The organism is Natronorubrum tibetense GA33, assembly GCF_000383975.1.
GTDB lineage: Archaea > Halobacteriota > Halobacteria > Halobacteriales > Natrialbaceae > Natronorubrum > Natronorubrum tibetense.
In genome coordinates, this window is the sequence record NZ_KB913017.1 from 3,012,517 (window position 1) to 3,031,992 (window position 19,476).

Annotated in this window: 19 protein-coding genes; 10 read left to right on the forward strand and 9 right to left on the reverse strand. The window is 64.1% G+C overall.

Features of this window, described 5'->3' with window-relative positions; all coding sequences use genetic code 11:
- Nucleotides 1-52: 52 nt before the first annotated feature.
- The 3 genes from aspS to NATTI_RS0115650 all read left to right on the forward strand — a co-directional run bounded on the left by aspS (nucleotide 53) and on the right by NATTI_RS0115650 (nucleotide 5,490).
- Complete coding sequence (aspS, locus tag NATTI_RS0115640) at nucleotides 53-1,357, forward strand: aspartate--tRNA(Asn) ligase (RefSeq protein ID WP_006090449.1); 1,305 nt, start codon at nucleotides 53-55, stop codon at nucleotides 1,355-1,357.
- Between the two features lie 173 nt (nucleotides 1,358-1,530).
- Entirely contained in the window at nucleotides 1,531-2,364 is an 834-nt protein-coding gene (locus tag NATTI_RS0115645) for a pantoate kinase (RefSeq protein ID WP_006090450.1), read from the forward strand.
- A gap of 228 nt (nucleotides 2,365-2,592) precedes the next feature.
- Nucleotides 2,593-5,490 (forward strand): DUF1508 domain-containing protein, encoded by a 2,898-nt coding sequence (locus NATTI_RS0115650; protein WP_006090451.1) that lies wholly within the window; start codon nucleotides 2,593-2,595, stop codon nucleotides 5,488-5,490.
- Between the two features lie 59 nt (nucleotides 5,491-5,549).
- Here NATTI_RS0115650 and NATTI_RS0115655 read toward each other — a convergent pair whose 3' ends face one another.
- The gene (locus tag NATTI_RS0115655; RefSeq protein ID WP_006090452.1) at nucleotides 5,550-6,512 is read right to left on the reverse strand and encodes a hypothetical protein; all 963 of its coding nucleotides are present in this window, start codon (nucleotides 6,510-6,512) and stop codon (nucleotides 5,550-5,552) included.
- Between the two features lie 83 nt (nucleotides 6,513-6,595).
- Here NATTI_RS0115655 and NATTI_RS0115660 point away from each other — a divergent pair, with 83 nt between their 5' ends.
- Nucleotides 6,596-7,243, forward strand: a complete 648-nt coding sequence (locus NATTI_RS0115660; protein WP_006090453.1) for a helix-turn-helix domain-containing protein — start codon at nucleotides 6,596-6,598, stop codon at nucleotides 7,241-7,243.
- 251 nt (nucleotides 7,244-7,494) lie between these two features.
- Here NATTI_RS0115660 and NATTI_RS0115665 read toward each other — a convergent pair whose 3' ends face one another.
- Together NATTI_RS0115665 and NATTI_RS0115670 are read right to left on the reverse strand one after the other, a co-directional pair.
- Nucleotides 7,495-7,788: a hypothetical protein gene (locus NATTI_RS0115665; RefSeq protein WP_006090454.1), complete on the reverse strand. Its 294-nt coding sequence runs from the start codon at nucleotides 7,786-7,788 to the stop codon at nucleotides 7,495-7,497.
- 254 nt (nucleotides 7,789-8,042) lie between these two features.
- Nucleotides 8,043-8,744: a class I SAM-dependent methyltransferase gene (locus tag NATTI_RS0115670; protein ID WP_006090455.1), complete on the reverse strand. Its 702-nt coding sequence runs from the start codon at nucleotides 8,742-8,744 to the stop codon at nucleotides 8,043-8,045.
- A gap of 271 nt (nucleotides 8,745-9,015) precedes the next feature.
- Between NATTI_RS0115670 and NATTI_RS0115675 the strand changes: the two genes are divergently transcribed.
- Nucleotides 9,016-9,792: a 4-phosphopantoate--beta-alanine ligase gene (locus NATTI_RS0115675; RefSeq protein WP_006090456.1), complete on the forward strand. Its 777-nt coding sequence runs from the start codon at nucleotides 9,016-9,018 to the stop codon at nucleotides 9,790-9,792.
- Nucleotides 9,793-9,831: 39 nt separating this feature from the next.
- Here the strand turns inward: NATTI_RS0115675 and NATTI_RS0115680 are convergent, their stop codons facing one another.
- The 3 genes from NATTI_RS0115680 to NATTI_RS0115690 form a co-directional block, all read right to left on the reverse strand.
- Nucleotides 9,832-10,707 carry a DUF4870 domain-containing protein gene (locus NATTI_RS0115680; protein ID WP_006090457.1) on the reverse strand — a complete coding sequence of 292 codons (876 nt, stop codon included), beginning with the start codon at nucleotides 10,705-10,707 and terminating at the stop codon, nucleotides 9,832-9,834.
- A 48-nt stretch (nucleotides 10,708-10,755) separates the two neighbouring features.
- The gene (locus NATTI_RS0115685; protein ID WP_006090458.1) at nucleotides 10,756-11,358 is read right to left on the reverse strand and encodes a helix-turn-helix domain-containing protein; all 603 of its coding nucleotides are present in this window, start codon (nucleotides 11,356-11,358) and stop codon (nucleotides 10,756-10,758) included.
- Between the two features lie 130 nt (nucleotides 11,359-11,488).
- Nucleotides 11,489-12,142 carry a hypothetical protein gene (locus NATTI_RS0115690; protein ID WP_006090459.1) on the reverse strand — a complete coding sequence of 218 codons (654 nt, stop codon included), beginning with the start codon at nucleotides 12,140-12,142 and terminating at the stop codon, nucleotides 11,489-11,491.
- A 130-nt stretch (nucleotides 12,143-12,272) separates the two neighbouring features.
- Here NATTI_RS0115690 and NATTI_RS0115695 point away from each other — a divergent pair, with 130 nt between their 5' ends.
- The 4 genes from NATTI_RS0115695 to NATTI_RS0115710 all read left to right on the forward strand — a co-directional run bounded on the left by NATTI_RS0115695 (nucleotide 12,273) and on the right by NATTI_RS0115710 (nucleotide 16,099).
- The gene (locus tag NATTI_RS0115695) at nucleotides 12,273-12,560 is read left to right on the forward strand and encodes a HalOD1 output domain-containing protein (protein WP_006090460.1); all 288 of its coding nucleotides are present in this window, start codon (nucleotides 12,273-12,275) and stop codon (nucleotides 12,558-12,560) included.
- An 89-nt stretch (nucleotides 12,561-12,649) separates the two neighbouring features.
- The gene (locus tag NATTI_RS0115700; protein ID WP_006090461.1) at nucleotides 12,650-13,630 is read left to right on the forward strand and encodes a tyrosine--tRNA ligase; all 981 of its coding nucleotides are present in this window, start codon (nucleotides 12,650-12,652) and stop codon (nucleotides 13,628-13,630) included.
- A gap of 133 nt (nucleotides 13,631-13,763) precedes the next feature.
- On the forward strand, nucleotides 13,764-14,903 hold the full coding sequence (locus NATTI_RS0115705; protein ID WP_006090462.1) for an acyl-CoA dehydrogenase family protein: 1,140 nt from the start codon (nucleotides 13,764-13,766) through the stop codon (nucleotides 14,901-14,903).
- 251 nt (nucleotides 14,904-15,154) lie between these two features.
- Nucleotides 15,155-16,099, forward strand: coding sequence for a biotin--[acetyl-CoA-carboxylase] ligase (locus NATTI_RS0115710; protein WP_006090463.1), 945 nt, complete (start codon nucleotides 15,155-15,157; stop codon nucleotides 16,097-16,099).
- A 31-nt stretch (nucleotides 16,100-16,130) separates the two neighbouring features.
- Here NATTI_RS0115710 and NATTI_RS0115715 read toward each other — a convergent pair whose 3' ends face one another.
- Together NATTI_RS0115715 and NATTI_RS0115720 are read right to left on the reverse strand one after the other, a co-directional pair.
- Nucleotides 16,131-16,607, reverse strand: a complete 477-nt coding sequence (locus NATTI_RS0115715; RefSeq protein ID WP_006090464.1) for a universal stress protein — start codon at nucleotides 16,605-16,607, stop codon at nucleotides 16,131-16,133.
- Nucleotides 16,608-16,714: 107 nt separating this feature from the next.
- On the reverse strand, nucleotides 16,715-17,737 hold the full coding sequence (locus NATTI_RS0115720) for an amidohydrolase family protein (RefSeq protein WP_006090465.1): 1,023 nt from the start codon (nucleotides 17,735-17,737) through the stop codon (nucleotides 16,715-16,717).
- A gap of 138 nt (nucleotides 17,738-17,875) precedes the next feature.
- Here NATTI_RS0115720 and NATTI_RS0115725 point away from each other — a divergent pair, with 138 nt between their 5' ends.
- On the forward strand, nucleotides 17,876-18,337 hold the full coding sequence (locus tag NATTI_RS0115725) for an SRPBCC domain-containing protein (protein WP_006090466.1): 462 nt from the start codon (nucleotides 17,876-17,878) through the stop codon (nucleotides 18,335-18,337).
- A 3-nt stretch (nucleotides 18,338-18,340) separates the two neighbouring features.
- Here the strand turns inward: NATTI_RS0115725 and NATTI_RS0115730 are convergent, their stop codons facing one another.
- Nucleotides 18,341-18,994: an HAD family hydrolase gene (locus NATTI_RS0115730; protein WP_006090467.1), complete on the reverse strand. Its 654-nt coding sequence runs from the start codon at nucleotides 18,992-18,994 to the stop codon at nucleotides 18,341-18,343.
- Nucleotides 18,995-19,476 lie beyond the last annotated feature (482 nt).

A 19,476-nucleotide genomic window follows, 5' to 3' on the forward strand; every position in this document is an offset into this window, starting at 1 on the left:
CAGCCGGACTCGAACGATTGCGCTTAAGTTCCGGCGACCGGAATCAGGTGGTATGCAGGACAGAATTCACACTGCCGACGCCGAGCCAGGCGATCACGCGACTGTCGCCGGCTGGGTTCACGAGATCCGAGACCTTGGCGGAATTGCCTTCTTGATTCTCCGGGACAGCTCCGGAAAGATTCAGGTCAAATTCGAGAAAGACGACATGGACGAGGAACTCGTCGAAACGGGACTGGGCGTCTCTCGAGAGAGCGTCGTCAAGGTCACCGGCGCGGTCGAAGAGGAGCCGCGCGCGCCGACGGGCGTCGAGATCACGCCCGAGGAAGTCGAGGTCGTCGCACCCGCCGACCCCGAACTGCCGCTCGACCCGTCCGGAAAGGTCGATGCCGAGCTCTCGACGCGTCTGGACAACCGCACGCTCGACCTCCGCAAGGAGGAGGTCCAGGCCGTCTTCGAGATCCGCGCCGAGATCCTGCGCGCCGTCCGCGAGCAGTTCCGCGCGTTCGACTGCACGGAGATCAACACGCCGAAGATCGTCGCCACGGGGACCGAAGGCGGCACCGAGCTCTTCCCGATCACCTACTTCGGCGAGGAGGCCTTTATGAACCAGTCGCCACAGCTGTTCAAACAGCTCATCGCGGGCTCGAACGTCGAGCGCGTCTTCGAGATTGGCCCGATCTTCCGCGCAGAAGAGCACAACACGCCCCGCCATCTGAACGAGGCCACCTCGATCGACTTCGAGGGTGCGTTCTGCGACCAGAACGATGCGATGGACGTCGTCGAGGGCGTCGTCACGGCTGCCTACGAGGCGATTCAGGAGAACTGCAGCGACGAACTCGAGGCGCTCGGCCTCGCTGAGGAGTTCGAGGTTCCCGACGAGGCGTTCCCGCGGCTCAGCTACGAGGAGGCCATCGAGCGCATCAACGCGACGGGTGAACTCGACGAACAACTCGTCTGGGGCGACGACCTGCCGACCGAGGGCGAGAAGGCCCTCGGCAACGATGTCGGCGGCCACTACTTCATCACGGACTGGCCCAGCGAGATCAAGCCGTTCTACATCAAAGACCACGACGACGACGACCAGCTCTCGACGGGCTTCGACCTGATGCACCCGCGAATGGAACTGGTCTCCGGCGGTCAGCGTGAACATCGCTACGAGAAGCTCATCGAAGGCTTCGAACAGCAGGGGCTCGATCCCGATCAGTTCGAGTACTACACGAAGATGTTCAAGTACGGGATGCCACCCCACGCCGGCTTCGGCCTCGGCGGCGAGCGGCTGGTCATGACGATTCTCGGACTGGACAACATTCGAGAGGCTGTGCTCTTCCCGCGAGATCGCCAGCGTTTGTCGCCGTAGGCGACAAACCTGGGAGCCAGCAAGACGACCACGACTGGGAGACTCGCCGAAATCGTACGCGGGCGGCGGCCGCCGAAGCCGTCCGACAGGCTTCGGTACGTTCGCAACGGCGCGCTCGAGTCGATCCATCCCGAATCTTCACTGTTATATCGTCCGAGTCGAAATACCGTCCAATGCGTGAGGAGTCGACGGCGTTCGTACCGGGGCACATTACGGGCTTTTTCAGCGCTCATCCAGACGACGATCCGACGAAATCGGGCTCCCGCGGCGCAGGAGTGACGCTTACCGACGGCGTCGAGGTGACAGTCGAACCGGCCACTGATGACACGTCGACGGTCGTCCTCGACGGGCAAGAGTGCGAGGTCGATCCGGTCGAAACGGTTCTCGAGACGCTCGAGGTGAGCGCGCGAGTCGAGGCCGAATCGGAACTCCCGATCGGCTCCGGCTTCGGGGTCTCGGGCGCGATGGCGCTCGGAACCGCGCTCGCGGCGAACCGGGTGTTCGAGCGCAAGCTTTCCTGGAACGAACTCGTGACCATCGCACACGGAGCCGAAGTGCAGGCGGGAACCGGGCTGGGGGACGTGGTCGCACAGGCTCACGGGGGCATCCCGATTCGGCTGGAGCCGGGCGCTCCACAGGTGAACAAACTCGACGCGATTCCGTCTCGGGCGCGCGTGGAGTACGTGTCGTTCGGCGAACTTTCGACCGCGGACGTGCTATCGGGCGAGACCGACCAGCTCTCGGCCGCCGGAAAGCAGGCGCTCTCGCGGGTCGTCGAAGAACCGACGCTGCTCTCCTTTATGTACGCCTCTCGGCTGTTCGCCCGCGAAGCGGGGCTGTTGACCGAGCAGGTCGCGCGGACGATTGGCGACGTGACGGAAGCGGACGGACAGGCCTCGATGGCCATGCTCGGCGAGACCGTCTTTGCGCTCGGCACGGGGTTGTCGGACGCCGGCTACGAGCCGACGGTCTGTGCGACACATCCGGCGGGTGCACTGTTGAAGTAACGAGTTCCGTGGCGAGACAGTTTGGGTCGCTCGAGGATCGATTCCGTTTACCTCGGTCGTGAGTCAATTACGCGCGCCGAGCGGTCTGTATACGTTCGGTACGCTCCGCTTGTCGAGTCTGCGAAGCGATTCAGCTACCCACACGGCCCGCGGGGGAATATATCAGAACTCGATACTGTGGCCGGAGCTTTATTATGGTGGGTTTCAGTTATCCGGTCAAGTTTACGAATGTCTTCAACGACTGAAATTCATCAAAAGCTGTTTCGGCTGTACGAACACTACGTCGGTGAACCCGACTCGAGCAAGGACGTCTACGGCTACTGGATATTCATCGCCGGCTACCTCCTCGGTGCAGCCGGGATATTCACGTTCGTCGTCGGCTACGCCGGGAGTGCGGATTCCTACACGCTGATTCGGATCTCCGGCGTCACGGCGGCGACGGGGCTTGCGCTCTGTCTGTTCGGAATCGTCCTCATGCTCCCGGTACGACGGATCGGGATCTACGCCAGCGTGCTCGGACTCCTCGTCGCACTCGGCGGCGTCGTCTTCTTCGGGTGGGCCTACCCCTACAACTGGCGAGAGCTCGGGACCGACTACAGCGTCCAGGTCATCTCCGTCTACGCGCTCGGAATCGGCCTGATCGCTGGCGTCACAGCCCTCGTCCCCATCCTCACGGGACAGAAGGGGATGTTCGTCGAGGAGGAGGGTGCGACAGACGATCCGGACATTCTCACCGGCGACGCGATGGAGGGCGCCCAGTTCGCCGTCTTCCGTGACGAGAACGGCGACTGGGAGTGGAACGTCCTCCACCTGGAGGCGCTCGCGACGAGCAACGAGAGCGCCGTCACGCGACCCGACGCGACCGAGGGCATCGAGCGCGTCCAGTCCCAGATTAGCTCCGCGGGACTGATGGAGCTCACCACCTCCGCGTTCCGACTCTACGAGGACCGGGACGGCACCTGGCAGTGGACGCTCGCCCGCGACGATGGCAGCGTCGTTGGCTCGAGCACCGGCGAGTTCGACCAGCGCGACGGGGCTGAAAACTCCGTGAGCTTCCTCAAGGACCGCGGCCCCGAGGCAGACGTCATCGAGATCGAGGGCGCCGCGTTCACGTACGAGGAAAAACGCGACCAGTGGTTCTGGCAACTCGTCGACGACGAACGGAATCCGTTGGCCTCGAGCGACTCCGGCTTCGGAACCCAGGAGCAGGCCGAGGAGGCCGCACAGACGTTCGCGGAACGGTTCGACCGCGCGCGCCTGCTCGACATCGAACACGTCGGCGTCGAACTCGTCGAACGACCTGGCGGCTGGACGTGGCGCTTCGTCGACGACGGGGACGACGTCGTCGCGAGCGCATCGGACACTTTCGACAGTCGGCGCGACGCCGAGGAAGCCGCCGAAGCGTTGCTCCCCGCCCTGGAGTCGGCATCGATTACCGTGGCTGGCGAGCCGACCTACGAACTCTACGAGTCTGGCAGCGACTGGCGCTGGCGGCTCGTCGACGAGACCGAGCACGTCGTCGCCCGGAGTCCCCCCGAGATCAGCGAAGCGGCGGACGTCGAGTCGGCCGCCGATCGGTTCAGCGACGGAGCCCTCGAGGCCGACATCGTCGAAATCGACGAGGCGGAGTACGAGGTGTATCCGACTGCGACCGCGTCGACGGCTGCCGACTCGGACGATGACCTCCCGGCAACGGTGGACGACGCGGTCGCCCAGACCGACGGCGGCACGACGCTCGAGTACGACGATCAGACGGGGCCCGACTGGAACTGGCGGCTCGTCACCGACGATCGCGAGATCGTCGCCGCGAGCAACGAACCCCACTCGGACGCCGAGACGGCGTCGGAGGCGATCCAGCGGGTTCGCGAACAGGCCAGCGAGGCCGACCTCATCGAGTTCGAACACGCGGCGTTTCAGGTCTACGAGGCCGACTCCGGTGAGTGGCGCTGGCGGCTCATCGACGAGGACGGCAACGTTCTCGCCGACAGCGGCCAGGAACACACTTCGCGCGGCGAGGCCGCCGAGGCGATGATGACGCTGAAAGAGCAGGCCCCCGACGCCGAACTGCTCGAGATCGAGACTGCCGCGTTCGAACTGTTCGTCAACGAGGACGACGAGTGGGGCTGGCGACTCATCGACGAAGCCGGGAAACTCGTCGCCGAAGACCCCGCCACGCACCCGACTCGCGGCGCCGCACGACAGGCGATGAACCGACTGCTCGAGCACTTAGACTCCGACATTCGGACGATGGACGATGCGATCTTCCAGACCTACGCGGCCGAAGACTGGCAGTGGCGGTTCGTGCTGCCCTCGGGCGAGACCGTCGCGGAAGCCGGCGAAGCTCACCCGACCCGGGACGAACTCGTCGACGAGTTGGCGGACATCCGTCACTCGGCCGCCGCGGCTCACCAGCACACGATCGGCGATGTCGCCGTCCAACTGTACGACAGCGGCGGCTGGCACTGGCGGCTGCTCGACCGCGACCGCGAGGAGGTCGCGGACTCCACCGTCACCTACGACACGCGCGACGAGGCCACGAACGGCGCCGAGAGCCTGAAGGCTCACGCCGTCGACGCACCGATCTTTGCGATCGAGGACGCCGCAATTCGACTGGACGGCAGCGACGGGTGGACGTGGGAGCTCATCGACCGCGACCGCGAGGTCAGTGCGAGCGCGGTCGGTGCCGTCTCCACCAAGGCCGCCGCCATGGGTGCCATCGAGGACGTGCGCCAGCTCGCGCCGATGGCGGGTCGGGTCGACTTCGATGTCGCCTCCTTCGAACTCGTCGCCGACGAGGACGAGCGCTGGAAGTGGCGACTCATCGACGAGGACGGGCGGACGATCGCGACCGGCTCCGAGAGCCACGACTCGACTGAGGCCGCGCGCACGGCCCTCGAGAACGTCCGCGAACTGATCGAAGAGGCGAGCATCCTCGAGATCGACAGCGTCTCCTTCGAACTGCACACGGACGAGGAAGGCGAGGGCTGGGTCTGGCGGCTGGTCGACGAGTACGGCTCGACGATGGCCGAGAGCACCCAGACCTACGAGAGCCGCACCGACGCCCGCGAGGCGATGAACGACGTGAAAGCCCACGCCCCAGACGGCTGGATCACCTTTACCGAGTAAGCGTCGCTCGCCCGGACGACCGTCGACTGCCGACCGTTTCCGCTGTTTTTCGCCGTTTTTCACTCCAGACGACCACCGACTCGACGGGGCCGTTCCGGATCGATCGCGTGGGCGAGGAGTTCGATGTCGTCCGCGATCGGATACTCGAGGATCCGCGCCGGCTCCTCGAAGATTCGACCCGCGAGGAGTTCCGACACGCGCGCGATGGGGTTCCAGGTGTCGTAGTAGGCGTCGTACACTCCTTCCATGTCCGCCGTCTCCATGTATTGATAGGCCGTGTATCCGTCCGAACCGCGCTCGAGAACGATCGATTCGGTGTACATTGCCTCGGCTTCGAGCACTGCGCGGCTCCAGGATTCGATCCACCCGAGTTCGAGTTCGCCGGCGATCACGTCCCGGGAGACGGCCGCGAACCGGTCGGCGAACCGCTCGGAAACGCCGGATTCGAGGTCCAGCCGAACCAGCCCGACGTCGACCGCCGCCTCGTCGGGACCGATGACGGTCGTCGGTTCCGATCCGTCGGCCGCGATCGTTCGCGGCCGCGTAGGATGGACGGCGTGGACGAGCAACTCCCGATCGGCCGATTCGTCGGGTATAGAGAGCGCGTCGTGCGTCACGGGGAAGGCGTTGACAACCGTCGATTCGGGGTCGGACCATTCGGCAACGACGGTTCGGGGAACCTCGACGTACCAGCGGAGTAAGGGGTCCTCCCCACCGGATTCGAGGAACAACGAAGCCGTGCTCGCACCCTCGAGTCGGAGCAGACGGGTCGACTCGTGGCCGACGAGCGTTTCGGTGACGGAATCGGTGACCGATTCGACGCGGTCGTGATCGATCCGCCGGTCGACGAGAAACGCCGCTGCGTGCCGTTCCGTGACGGAACGTACCTCGTCGGTCGTCGACTCGACACGAGAACGGTACCGGGAGTAGGCGATTGCCGCCGCGGTCGCGAACGCGACCGCTGCGGTCGCGCCGAGGAGCGGCCCACGGCCGGGTCGATGGCGAACCAAATTTCGGACCATATCGTCGTTTTCGCCGACGACGCCGTCGGACTATTCACGAATCCTATCGGGGTTTTATATTCTCCGGGCGACACCCTCGCGTTATGAAATCGATGCGTATCGAACTGCAGTACGACCGAGACGCGGTTCCGCCGCTGCATCGAGGCATCTGCGAGTCGCCGGCTCTCGACCGGGAGATCATCGTCGGCGGGCAATCGGTCGACGGCGTCGAGACGATCACGTCGTTCGTCTACGGCGACTCCGAGGCCTACGAGTCGCTACTCGACGACCTCGAGACCGTCCTCGAGTACGATATCACGCCCTCCGACGACGGCTTCTTTCTCTATCTTCGCCGGGATCTCGGTCCGGAAGGGTTGTCACTCTTGAACGCGCTCGCACAGGAGACCGTCGTGGTCGTCCCACCCATCGAGATTCGTTCGGACCGAACGATCCGGCTGACCGTCGTCGGCCACCCGTCGGCGCTGACCGCCGTCGTAGAGGAGGTACCAGACGGAATGGGACTGGACGTCCGTTGGGTCAGCCAGGAGATTGCAGTCGCCGACGCGTCGGTGTCCGATCGACAGGCGGCCGCACTACAGGCCGCCTGGGATGTCGGGTTCTACGAGGTTCCGCGCGAGGGCGGTATCGAGGCTGTCGCGGCGGAACTCGACTGCGCTGTCTCGACCGCGTCGGAACTGGTCCGTCGCGGCGAGGCGAACGCCGTAGGGCGAGTCCTCGATAGCGGTCCGTAGGACGGTTCGGTAGCTCCGTTACTAATTCCTTCTTCAGATGTACTTTGACAGTATCGAGTAGCGCCTCAGCGATCTCAGTTCTCGTACGTTACTATATAGTAGCCACTGAAAGTCACTGCACACCTGATCGCACGACAGCTGTGCGATCAGTGTGTAAATCGTTTCAGTTGTTACTATAGGTGTGGCCTGCACTCACATTGCTCAGTACGTGACGGCGTCACCCTGTCCAGAATCGAACGACGTCCGTTTGCTCATGCTGTGTCCATGTCCAGCGTCTCTTCGAGAGGTTCGACACGAAACACGTAATCCGCGTAACTGTCAGCAAGATTCGTGGGACTCTCTTCGGCGGCATGCTCTTGACAGAGAACGGCCTCTGCCTCAACGGCACCGTGCCCGGTTTCTTCCTGATATCGCTCGAGGACGACAAACGTCGCCCGCTCGGTGCAGCCGCGACGGTGGCACTCGGGAGGCGATTCTGGAACTCCGTCCTCGCGTCGGTTCTCGTCGTCTGTTTGCTTCTCTCGGCTGTTTTCCGTGTCTGTCATCTTTACTCCGTAGGGAAGCAAGCGCGATAATGCTGTGGGCGTTCGCACTCTCGGTGATGCATAGGCGCTGTGAGTTGAGCACGGGTTGTTCGAACCATTCGAATTCTGATAGGAGTGTTGCGACCGACTCGGAGACGCCATTCAGCCGACGGAACACTTCGTTGAAACGCGAAACCAATATTGAGTGACAGCGATCGCTCGGTTGCAGACTTACCTCGGCAACATACCGCAGTCACTCGACGAAGCTGATTCGGTTAGACTGCGTCGCGTTTCTCACAGACGACGGTGTACGTGGTGCCGTGCGTGTAGGTGTCGACGATCTCGCTCGTATCGAAGACGACCTCGAGCGCCTCCACGACGTCATCGTCCGGATTCCAGTTCGCGTACCAGCGCAGGAAACGCCAAATGAACGGGTTCAGAACTCGAGCGGGGCCGTCGGGAAACGGTCTGACGTCGAACACAACGAACGTCGAGTCGGGGACCAGCGATCGGTAGACGGTCTCGACCGCTCGAGTGATATCGGGCATGACGGAGAGCGAGAGCGTCGCGAGCGCCGCGTCGAATGGCTCCTCGAACTCGACCGCCGTCGCGTCGGCGCGACGAACGTCGACGTTCTCCCAGCCGTGGGCGTCGATCCGCTCTCGAGCCTTCTCGATCATTTCCGGACTGTAGTCGACGGCGACGAGTTCGCCGGACTCGCCGATATCGGTGCGGATCCGCTCGAAGTTGACACCCGGCCCGCAGCCGATCTCCAGGACGCGGTCGCCCGACTCGAGCGCCAGTCGGTCGATGGCGGCTTCGCGCATCGGTTCGAAGTCGCGCTCGCTCATTCCGTACCAGTCGCTCCAGCGGTCCCAGACGGTGCGACTGCGCTCGAGGTGGTCGGCGTACTCGTCGTCTCTGCTTGAGCCGTCGTTCCCGGGCGTCGGTTCTCGATCTCGAGAGTCCGTGGCCATAGTCGAAGATCCGTCTACGCGGCTGAGTAATTTAACACGAAGCCTATCGGTCTTTATTAAGCGGCCTGCGGAGGACGGCGTCGATCCGTCGTACCAACGCCCTCCGACTCGTTCGGACTGGCATCTCGACCGGCCGCAGCTATAGTAACAACTGAAACGATACACACACCGATCGCAACGCCGTTCTGCGATCGGGTGTACACTGACTGTCAGTAGCTACTCTATCCGACGGATCGGTCTGTTTTTTATCGACCGAATCCAGTGATCGATCGTGACCGATTACGACACCGTCTCCGCCGACGTCGAGCACGAAGAGGAGATACCGGAGGACCATCCCAGATACCAGGACCTGCTGACGCGCCATCGGATCGAGAAAGGTGTCGAGAAGGGGATCACGCACCTACAGGGGATGCACGCCGAAGGTCGCGGGAGCGCCTTCGACTACCTGCTCGGTGAGGAAACGATTCCGAGTGCGGACGCGGCGGAGCGAGCGGCCGCGGCTCACCTCCTGCTGGCCGACCATCCCGTGCTCTCGATCAACGGCAACGTCGCTGCACTGGTTCCGGGCGAGATGGCCGACCTGGCCGCGGCAACCGGTGCGGACCTCGAGGTCAACCTCTTCAACCGCACGCCAGAGCGGATCGGCGCGATCGCGGCCCACTTGCGCGAGCACGGCGCGGAGGATGTCAAGGGCCTCGAGGCCGACGCTCGCATTCCGAACCTCGACCACCAGCGCGCGAAGGTCGACGAGGACGGGATCTACGCCGCCGACGTCGTGCTCGTCCCCCTCGAGGACGGCGACCGTGCCGAGGCGTTGAACGAGATGGGGAAAACCGAGATCGTGATCGACCTGAACCCCCTCTCGCGGTCGCCACGGGTCGCCGAGGTGCCGATCGTGGACAACATCATCCGCGCCGTACCGAACATGACCGACCACGCGCACGAACTGGCCGACGCCGACGAGGCGGAACTGCAGCGAGTCATCGACGAGTTCGATCGGGAGGCGGCGCTCGAGGATGCGGAAAATCGGATTCGAAGCGGGTTGTAACGTCAGTGGGGTCTTGGTAACCGTGGTTCCTGCCCCCTGTTATGATGAGTCGACCTGTCGATACCGTCTGATCAGGTAGATGATCACAGCGATCCAGAGCGCGCCCGCGAAGCCGTAGATCGCATCGCCGGCCGGGTTTGCCGAGTTGAACTGCAGCGCTGCCACGACGTACGTGAGCGCGGCGACCACCGCCGGACCGCCGACGTACGTGAGCCAACTCGGTCGCCACGAGGTGCCCGTCTTCGCGACGGCTCGCATATCCCGGACGAGCACGCCCGGCGTGAGCACCGACGTGAGAAGAAGTGCCAGTACGAGGCCGAACCCGGCGAAGAACACCGCGTCGCTTTCTGCCCCCGGCTCGAGAACCACCCAGCCGAGATACGCCCCCGCAGCCGGCGCGACGAGGGCGTGGGGGACGAGAAGTTTCCACCAGCCGACGTTGTTGTCGACCCTCGAGGCAAGCCAGCCGACGAAATCAGGCGCGAGCGGGTACGACCACGCGCTCCCGAAGATCGCTTTCCCCATCGCGATCAGTCCGAATGCGAAATTCACCAGAAAGACGAACGTGGATCCGAAGAGTCCTGCCACGGCGACGAGCAAAAACGCCATCGCGAGGTACTGGAGGGGCGAGTTCTCGGAAGCTATCGAATCGATGGCGAACCCGGCTGCGAGAAGGCCGAAGAGTGTGGCGAAGACGCCGGTGATGATCACTTGCCAGTTAAACGCGTTCCGGGCGTTCTCGCGCGTGAACTCGTGCTCGGCGACCAGATAGACGAGCGCCGGGAGGACGAACCCGGTTCCGAGCCCGAGAACGTGGACGAAGATGCCCGCGAGCGTCCGCTCCTCGAGGAGCGCCGGTCCTGGTTGCGTCGTCGATGTCGATGCCGTCGTCGTGTGATCGTGTTCGTTAGACATGTGTGCGTCGTGTTCTGTCGTCAGTGAGTGGCGTCAGCACGGGTGCGTTCAGTTCGAGTCTGTTCGCCCGGAGCGTACGCCCCCGGCGAGCACACCGCCGGTCCGAAGCTTGCGGGCGATCCGCTCGAGGGCCAAGAGGACGAAACAGACGACGAAGAGGTTCCCCGCCACTTCCCAGTACGCGTTCGAGCTCTGGACGATGGGATCGCTCGCGAGCAGCGGGGCGACGACCCCGACCGCAAAGAGGACCATACTCAACTGGAAGCCAGCGAGGACCAGTGTCCTGATCCCGGCCGGATTCCGGAGCCGGACGAAATCACCGACCGTGAGGGTGTCGAGCGGCGTTTCGTACGAGAGCGCGTCTTTCCCTTCGGGGCTCAGCGGCCACTGCGATTCCGGGTGGTTGATGTAGTACAGCGTGATCGATTCCGGGTACGTCTCAACGGCGATGACGTCCATTTCGAGGAGTTCGTTCAACCGGAGCCGGACGGTCTCTTTGCTCACGTCCGGGCGCACCCGGGCACGGATCTGTTCGGCCGAAAAGTACGGCCGGTCGGCTGCGAACATCGTTTCGACGACGTGTCGCTGGGTTAGTTTCTTGTTCAGATCGTCGTCGATCCGGGTGTCGATCCAGGGCGGGAGGGGAGCCATCTGTCTCTGTGCTACCAAATTCTGCTTGGGGGATATAAACCCACATTCGGATTTGGCGGCCGCCAAAGAGGAGTATTAGTTCACTGTAGCCTCCCGACGGATGATTGCAGTACTCGTAGCCTCTTTCTACTCAACGATCGACGGCCCGTGGCGACACGCCGTCCCGTTCACCCTCCCGGTCGATCTCGAGCGAGCCGTCGCCGCTGACGTACGGCAGCCGAGATCTGGCGCTTGCGACCGCTTCTTCGACCTGATAGTACGAGATCGAGAGGTACTCGCTCGCCTGGCGCGTGAACGAGTCGTCGACCTCGTAGTCGATGCCGTCGGAGCCGTTGAGACACTCCTCGTCGTAGTTGATCAGCCAGCGGCGGGCCAGTTCGACGCCTTTCTCGGCATCGTAGCCGCGGGCGACGTAGTGTTTGTAGGGGTGGCGGATCCACGAGCACTCCCAGTGGGCGTAGACGTCGACCTTTTCGGCGTTTTCGACCTCGTGGAGGACGATGTGCAGTTGCATGTCCGCCAGCGGCGACGCCCGCCAGACCCACGACCCCTCGGAGGTGTTCCCGTCCGTGCGGACCTTCAGCGACGCGATCGGGTTGCGCGAGAAACCGAGTTCGGAAAGAATCTCCTCGAGACGTTCCTCCGAGCAGCGGGTCGTCAGCGCGTACTCGTCGGCCGTGGTGTGGCTGACGGCGTAGCCGTCGAAGCTCCCGGAGATCAGGTAGTGGAGCTGTGGCCACGTACTTCGGCGAACGGCGTTGACGAAGTCCTCTCTGTAACCCATCGGAGACTGTACGAGGCCCACCGAAAAGGGTGTTCGGCAGGCACATGCGATATCGCCGAACGGCGAGCGGACGGCCATGCTACCGCCGGTAGTACTGTTACACTGCTCGCGATACTTGCTGTTATCACTGATGAACGAGTGGATCGATCCGCCGGACGACGATGTCGTCGCCCGTCTGGATCTCGACACGACGCAGGAAGCACCGGAGATTCGGCTCGTCGAAATCGTCGCCGACCTCGAGAGCGTCCCCGAAACCGAACTCGATCCGATATACAACTGCATCGACGAGGTGGTCGACTCGCTTTTGTCGTCGCCGCCGTCTCCGACCGCGAACGCGGAACTCGAATTTACCTACGAGGGATACCGGATTCACGTCCAACAGGGTGGGGCCGCCGTCTTTCGGGACGCGACCGCCTGAGGGCTCCGGCCGAGACCGAATCGGGTCGCCTCGACGACCGCCCGGACGATTCATCGGGTATAAATACCTCCTCCCGCTTCAGTCAACACATGGATACCTACGACCTGATTATGCGAAACGCCGAGGAGGTCGTCACCGACGAGGAGGTGCGCGAACTCGCCGACGACCCCGCCGGCAAGCGCGCCTACGTCGGCTACGAGCCCTCCGGCGTGCTCCATCTCGGGCACCTGCTGACGGCAAACAAGCTCATCGACCTTCAGGAGGCGGGCATGGAGGTCGTCGTCCTGCTCGCCGACGTCCACGCCTACCTCAACGGGAAAGGCACCTTCGAGGAGATCCGCGACACGGCCGAGCAGATGAAAGCCCAGTTCGTGGCCTACGGGCTCGACGAGGACAACACCGAGTTCGTCTACGGCTCCGAGTTCCAACTCGACGAGGAGTACACCCTCGATCTGCACGAACTCGAGCTTTCGACGACGCTCAACCGCGCCCAGCGCGCGATGGCCGAGATTCAGGGCGGCGAGACCGCAAAGGTCAGCCACGTCGTCTACCCGCTCATGCAGTGTCTGGACATCGAATATCTCGACCTCGATCTGGCCGTCGGCGGACTTGACCAGCGCAAGGTCCACATGCTCGCCCGCGAGGAACTGCCCGAACTCGGCTACGACGTCCGGCCCGCACTTCACACCCCGATCGTCGCCGATCTCACCAGCGGCGAGGGCAAGATGTCCTCGAGCGAGGGAGTTACGATCTCGATGGAGGACTCGACGGACGATCTCGAGGAGAAGGTCAACTCGGCCTTTTGTCCACCGACGCGGGATCCGGAGGGCGACCTCGAGAACCCAGTCCTCGAACTGTTCGAGTACCACGTCTTCCCGCGCTTCGAGGAAGTCGTCGTCGAGCGTCCCGACAAGTACGGTGGCGACCTGACCTACGAGGCCTACGAGGATCTGGCCGCGGACCTCGAGTCCGGCGAACTCCACCCCGCCGATGCGAAGGGGACGCTCGCGACTTACCTCGACGAACTGATCGCGCCGGGACGGGAGAAGTTGCTCGAGATCCGGGACTGAGCGGTCGGCCGGTTGACCAATCGGTCGACTGATCGACTAGTGGCCTAATCGACGGACTAGACCTCTTTGTTACACCGGCAGCGTGTCAGAATTTCGGCGATGCGTTGACGCTCGTTCGACGTGAGGGTAGGGTATGTCGTTTCATCTCACATCGGAACAGGAAGCCATCCGCGACGCGGTTCGGGAGTTCGGCGCCGAAGAGATCCGGCCGATCGCGGCGGAGTACGAAGCCGAGCAGCGGTACCCCGCGGATCTGCTGTCGAACGCGGCTGAACTCGACCTCGTCGCGCCACACGTCCCCGAGGCCTACGGCGGGGCCGGGATGGACGCGATTTCGACGGCCATCGTCACCGAACAGCTGTGGCGCGCCGATCCCGGCGTCGGCGGCTCGATCGCCGCGGCCGACTTCGGGACCGGGATGCTCCTCGAGTACGGCGACGAGTGGATGTGCGAGAAGTGGCTGCCGAAGGTGACGGCCGGCGAGACACCCATTGCGACGGGAATTTCGGAACCCGCACACGGCTCGAACGTGGCGGGGATGGAAACCCGTGCCGAAAAGGATGGTGATGAGTGGGTCATCAACGGCCAGAAAATGTGGATCACGAACGGCACCGTGGCGGACGTGACGATCATCATGGCCAAGACCTCGCCGGAGCAGGGACACGGCGGAATCACCGCGTTTCTCACGCCGACCGCCGTCGACGGCTACGACGCGACGCGGATCACGAACAAGTTGGGGATCAAAGCGCAGGACACCGCGGAAATCGTTCTCGACGGGCTTCGCGTTCCGGAGGAAAACGTCGTCGGCGAGGTCGACCGGGGCTTTTACCAGCTGATGGAGTTCTTCGCACCTGCCCGCGTCGACGTCGCCGCGCAGGCGACCGGGGTGGCACAGGCCGCACTCGAGGAGGCGATCTCCTACGCCACCGAGCGCGAGCAGTTCGATCGGAAGATTTCGGAGTTTCAGGCGATTCGGCACACACTCGCCGAGATGGCGACGAGCGTGGAGGCCGGTCGATCGCTGGCGTATCGGGCGGCGGCGAGCCTCGAGTCGGGCGACACCGACCGAGCGACGCGACTCGCCTCGATGGCGAAACTGTTCGCGAGCGAGCGCGCCGTCGAGGTCACCGACGACGCGCTGCAGGTTCACGGGGGAGCGGGCTATGTCTCCGATCATCCAGTCGAGCGGTTCTACCGGGACGCCCGGGTCACGAAGATCTACGACGGAACGAGCGAGATTCAGAAGGGGATTATCGCCGATCAGTTGCTCTAGACGAGGCTGTTCCGGGCCAATTTTTGCGAGAAGTAACGGTGACGTCGAATACGCTGCTCGCGCTGGCAACGATGATTTCCACGTCCTCCCCAGCCGATTCGTTCGCTCGCCCTGCTCGCTCACTCATCCCTCGCGCAAATCGTCACCCGCCCTCGCTATCGCTCGGTCGGCCGACGGCGCGCGCCACCGCACGTGGTTCGATTGGCTTCGGATCCCGCCGATTCAAGTACGAGCGCACCCCTCTCGAGTGCATGACCACGAACGAGACGCGACGATCGATCCTCGAGGCGCTCGCGGCGGGCCCGGTGTCGGGACCGCAACTGGCCGAGTCGCTCGACGTCTCGCGGGCGGCCGTCTGGAAACACATCGACGCGCTCCGCGATGCCGGTTTCGAAATCGAGAGCGGGCCGAATGGGTACGAACTGGCCGCGGTGACGGCGTACAACGGTCCCGCGGTCGAGTACGAACTCGAGGCCCCGTTCTCGATCGAGTACCACGACTCGATCGGGAGCACGAACGATCGCGCGCGCGAGTTGGCATCCGAGGGTGCGACCGACGTGGTCGTGCTCGCGGACGAACAGGTCGGCGGACGGGGACGCTTAGAGCGCGAGTGGTCGGCTCCCTCGGGCGGCGTGTGGCTGAGTATCGTTACGCGACCCGATATCGCGCCCGCGCAGGCACCGTTGTACACACTCGCGGTGTCGGTCGCGACGGCGCGGGCGGCCCGCGAGGCCGGCGTCGACGCGCGGATCAAGTGGCCCAACGACGTGGTCGTGCCCGTCGGCGAAGACGGTGAGTATCGCAAGCTCTCTGGGATCCTGACGGAGATGGAAGGCGAGACGGATCGCGTCGACTGGATCGTCGTCGGACCCGGCATCAACGCGAACATCGACACGGACGCGCTGCCCGAGGGCGCGACGAGTATCCGCGACGAGGTGGGCGACGTCGACCGTCGGCGATTCGTCCAGCGGCTGTTAGAGGAGTTCGACCGCTACCGGACCGACCTCGAGGCCGTCGTCCCGGCATGGCGCGAGCTGGCGCTGACGCTTGGCCAACGAGTGCGAGTCGAGCGGGCAACGGGCGAAATCGTCGGGGAAGCCGTCGACGTTACCGAATCGGGCGCGCTCGTGATCGAGACCGAGGACGGACAGGAGACGGTCGCGGCTGGCGACTGTGAACACTTGCGGCCGGTCTGACCCGCTCCATCCAAGACTGAGAGTCGATCGGTCACTCGGCGGCGAGCTGTTTTTCGTCCGCCCGTTCCCCCGGTTCCGACGAATCGACCCGGACGGTCAACACCGGAATCGGCGCGTGTCGAACGACGCGTTCCGTGACGCTGCCGAGTAAGAGTCGATCGATGCCACCGCGGCCGTGGGTTCCCATGACGACGAGGTCGCACTCGTCGGGCTGGGCGTGCTCGACGATGACGCGACTCGGCGACCCCTCGAGCACCCTCGTTTCGACCTCGACGTCGGTCGGCGCGAGTTCTTCGACCCGCTCGACGGCCGCCTCGCCCTCCTCGCGAAGCGCACCGGCGATCCCGTCCAGCGGCGTTTCCATGGGCAGGCCGCCGTAGCCGGCCACGCTGACGACGTAGATCGCCCGAACCGTCGCATGGTGGGCCTGCGCCAGATCGAACGCGTGCTCGAGGGCGCGTTCGACCTCCGGCGACCCGTCGGTCGGGACGAGGATGCAGTCGTACATGCTATATGTGAACTTTTAACACTCGATGGTATAATAACGTTGTTGTCGTGTTCCGCCACTGTCACTCACACGAGGGAGACCGTCGAACGTGCCGCTGACCGACGCGTTCAGCCCTCGAGAACGACTTCGCGCACGTCGTCGACGCCGGCCCGACGAACCACGGCCCGGACGGGGTCGCGGGCGCCCGTGAGGTTGTCCGAGTCGCCGTCGAGAACTAGCAGCCGCGCTTTCCGATCGGGTTCGACCAGCCCGTACTCGAGTCCGGCGATTTCCGCGCCGTTGATCGTCGCCATCCGGAGGATTTCGTCGGCCGAGAGCTCGGAGAGTTTGGCGAGGAACTCCATCTCCCGGAACATCGACGGCGAGTTGAGCATCACGTTGTCCGTCCCGAGCGCGAGGGTCGTTCGCTCGTTCAGTTCCGAATACGGCGAGAGCCCGACATCTGTCACGAGATTCGATCGGGGACAGACCGCGATCGGCACCTCTTGGTCCGCGATTCGCTCGAGGTGATCCGACTCGGGGTGGACGACGTGGACCAGAAAGTCGGGCTCGAGATCCAGCGCGGGGTGGATATCGCTCGCGTCGACTTCGCCCGCGTGGATGCCGAACGGTTTACCGGCCTCCAGCGTCGCCGCTCGCTCGTCGCCGAACTCGGCGTCGTTGGCTCCGCTGGCGCCGTAGCCGTCGCCCGCGTGCATTGCGTCGATCGAGCCACGACCGAAGGCGACGGTGTCGATCTCGAGGCCCTCCACTGCGGCCTCGAGCTGTCGGACGCCCTCGACGTCGCCCTCGCGGAACTCGAGACAGGCCGCGGTGCCGGCTCGCTGCATGAACCGGAGGGATCGATGCATGGCGTCGACGAGTTCGTCGCTCGATGCCTGCCGAAGTAAGCGGTGTTTCAGCCCGTCCGGCGGGGCAACCAGGTCCTCGAGCGAGAGCCCGCGACCCGCTTCCTTGGCGATCGAGTCGCCGATGTGCGTGTGGGCGTTGACGAACGCCGGGCAGATGATATCCGAACTGCCGACCGAGGCTTCCTCGATGGCCTCGATCCGACCGTCGTCGCCGATCACGATTCGTCCCTCCACCGGTTCGAAGTCGCGGCCGCGGAGAATCGTTCCCGTTCGTTCCATACCACTGTGTTCGCCCTGCGTGCCTTCAACGGTTCGGGGTTAGACGATCGACCGGTCAGCGAGAGCCTCCACTACGCCCCTCACGTACCGGAGTGAGACGGCAACACAGGCATATCGCTCGAGCGCATCCGTGCTAGCATGAACCAGATCGAGGTGTTCGAAGAGATCGACGCCCCGCCGGAGGTCGTCTGGGACGTCCTCCTCGAGTTCGAGAGCTATCCCGAATGGAACCCGTTCGTCCGGGCGATCGAGGGTGAACCAACCGAGGGTGAACGGCTTCGGGTGCAGATCGACCCGCCGAACTCCCGCGGGATGACGTTCAAGCCGGAGGTGATCGCCGTCGAAGAGAACCGCCGACTCGTCTGGCTCGGCCGACTGGTGGTTCCCTTCGCCTTCGACGGCTACCACGAGTTCCACTTAGAGCCGATCGAGGACGGTGAGTCGAGCGAAGCGAGGCGAACGCGATTGCTCCACCGCGAGACGTTCCGCGGCGCGCTCGTTCCCTTGCTGTTCGACCAGAAGTCTCTCGAGGCCGGCTTCGCGTCGATGAACGCCGCGGTCAAGAAGCGCGCCGAGGCGCGGGTCGAAGCGACGAAGTGAGGCTCACACCAGATCCGGAATCGCGTCGAGCCCCTCGATCTCGTACGTCGGCGCTCGCTCGAGGTCGTACCCCTCGCGGTGCGGTCGCCGGATGAAGGCGACGTCCATACCCGCGGCTTCGGCCGCCTGAATATCCACCCAGCTATCACCCACGTACAGCGCGTTCTCGGTGCCGAGTTCAGAGAGCGCGAGGTCGAGATAGTACGGCGTCGGCTTCTTGCGATCGATCCCCTGGACGGTCGGCTCGCGGCCGTACCAGTCGTCGAACCAGTCGAGGTCGTAGTGGTCGACGATGTTGCCGATCGTTTCGTGCTGGTTGTTGCTGACAATAGCTGTCGCCGTTTCGAGGCCCGTGAGCGCGTCGATGTCGTCGTAAAGGCGTTTCCGGCCGGCTTCGATCTCCTCGAGTTGGGCCTCGATCGCCGCGTATTCGCGCGCCGTCCAGAGCTCGTGGGGGTCGACATCGTGTGCGCCCGCGATGTCGTACAGTGAGTCGACGCTCGGCCTCAACAGCGTGCGAACGTGGTCGTCGGATGGGGCGATCACGCCGACATCCCCGAAAGCGTCGTACATCGCGTCGACCAGTACCGCCCGATCCGTCGGTGTCGTCAGTACGCCGTCGTTGTCGAAGACGACCGCGTCGTATTCCGTGGCCATCGAGTTCGTTTAGACGCAGGGGCTGAGAGGATTTCGGCGTTGCGCTCGCGGTTCCGTGGTCGTGAACACTCCCTCGGGGCGGGGACCTCGCTCGTCGATCACGGTGCATATGCAACCTCGCCGCTCACTTGCCGCGGCTCGCTACTCCTGTCACTGTGAACGTTCTCGAGCGACTCAGCGACACGTTGTCGATCGGCGGTGGAGACGTCGAATACCAGTGTCCGTCGTGCGGGAGCGTCGTCGACACGGCATGCGAGCGCTGTCCGAACTGCGGCGAACTCGACCTTCGCGAGCGGGGTCGGTTCGAGTCCGGATCGGAGTAGCAGCGGTCGGTTCGAACGGACGGCGATGCAAGATCGCTTTTTATATCGGTTCGGCACGCAGTCCGCAGGTTCAAATAGGGACGGGCGGCCAGCACCGGCGATGGACTCCCCAACCACCGCCCCTCACTCGAGGAACGCACACGGCCAGCCACGCTTTCC

Bases quoted from the DNA above. Each gene is read 5' to 3' on its own strand.
- aspS (WP_006090449.1), top strand. From the start codon at position 53: ATGCAGGACAGAATTCACACTGCCGACGCCGAGCCAGGCGATCACGCG.
- NATTI_RS0115645 (WP_006090450.1), top strand. From the start codon at position 1,531: ATGCGTGAGGAGTCGACGGCGTTCGTACCGGGGCACATTACGGGCTTT.
- NATTI_RS0115650 (WP_006090451.1), top strand. From the start codon at position 2,593: ATGTCTTCAACGACTGAAATTCATCAAAAGCTGTTTCGGCTGTACGAA.
- NATTI_RS0115655 (WP_006090452.1), bottom strand. From the start codon at position 6,512: ATGGTCCGAAATTTGGTTCGCCATCGACCCGGCCGTGGGCCGCTCCTC.
- NATTI_RS0115660 (WP_006090453.1), top strand. From the start codon at position 6,596: ATGAAATCGATGCGTATCGAACTGCAGTACGACCGAGACGCGGTTCCG.
- NATTI_RS0115665 (WP_006090454.1), bottom strand. From the start codon at position 7,788: ATGACAGACACGGAAAACAGCCGAGAGAAGCAAACAGACGACGAGAAC.
- NATTI_RS0115670 (WP_006090455.1), bottom strand. From the start codon at position 8,744: ATGGCCACGGACTCTCGAGATCGAGAACCGACGCCCGGGAACGACGGC.
- NATTI_RS0115680 (WP_006090457.1), bottom strand. From the start codon at position 10,707: ATGTCTAACGAACACGATCACACGACGACGGCATCGACATCGACGACG.
- NATTI_RS0115685 (WP_006090458.1), bottom strand. From the start codon at position 11,358: ATGGCTCCCCTCCCGCCCTGGATCGACACCCGGATCGACGACGATCTG.
- NATTI_RS0115690 (WP_006090459.1), bottom strand. From the start codon at position 12,142: ATGGGTTACAGAGAGGACTTCGTCAACGCCGTTCGCCGAAGTACGTGG.
- NATTI_RS0115695 (WP_006090460.1), top strand. From the start codon at position 12,273: ATGAACGAGTGGATCGATCCGCCGGACGACGATGTCGTCGCCCGTCTG.
- NATTI_RS0115700 (WP_006090461.1), top strand. From the start codon at position 12,650: ATGGATACCTACGACCTGATTATGCGAAACGCCGAGGAGGTCGTCACC.
- NATTI_RS0115705 (WP_006090462.1), top strand. From the start codon at position 13,764: ATGTCGTTTCATCTCACATCGGAACAGGAAGCCATCCGCGACGCGGTT.
- NATTI_RS0115710 (WP_006090463.1), top strand. From the start codon at position 15,155: ATGACCACGAACGAGACGCGACGATCGATCCTCGAGGCGCTCGCGGCG.
- NATTI_RS0115715 (WP_006090464.1), bottom strand. From the start codon at position 16,607: ATGTACGACTGCATCCTCGTCCCGACCGACGGGTCGCCGGAGGTCGAA.
- NATTI_RS0115720 (WP_006090465.1), bottom strand. From the start codon at position 17,737: ATGGAACGAACGGGAACGATTCTCCGCGGCCGCGACTTCGAACCGGTG.
- NATTI_RS0115725 (WP_006090466.1), top strand. From the start codon at position 17,876: ATGAACCAGATCGAGGTGTTCGAAGAGATCGACGCCCCGCCGGAGGTC.
- NATTI_RS0115730 (WP_006090467.1), bottom strand. From the start codon at position 18,994: ATGGCCACGGAATACGACGCGGTCGTCTTCGACAACGACGGCGTACTG.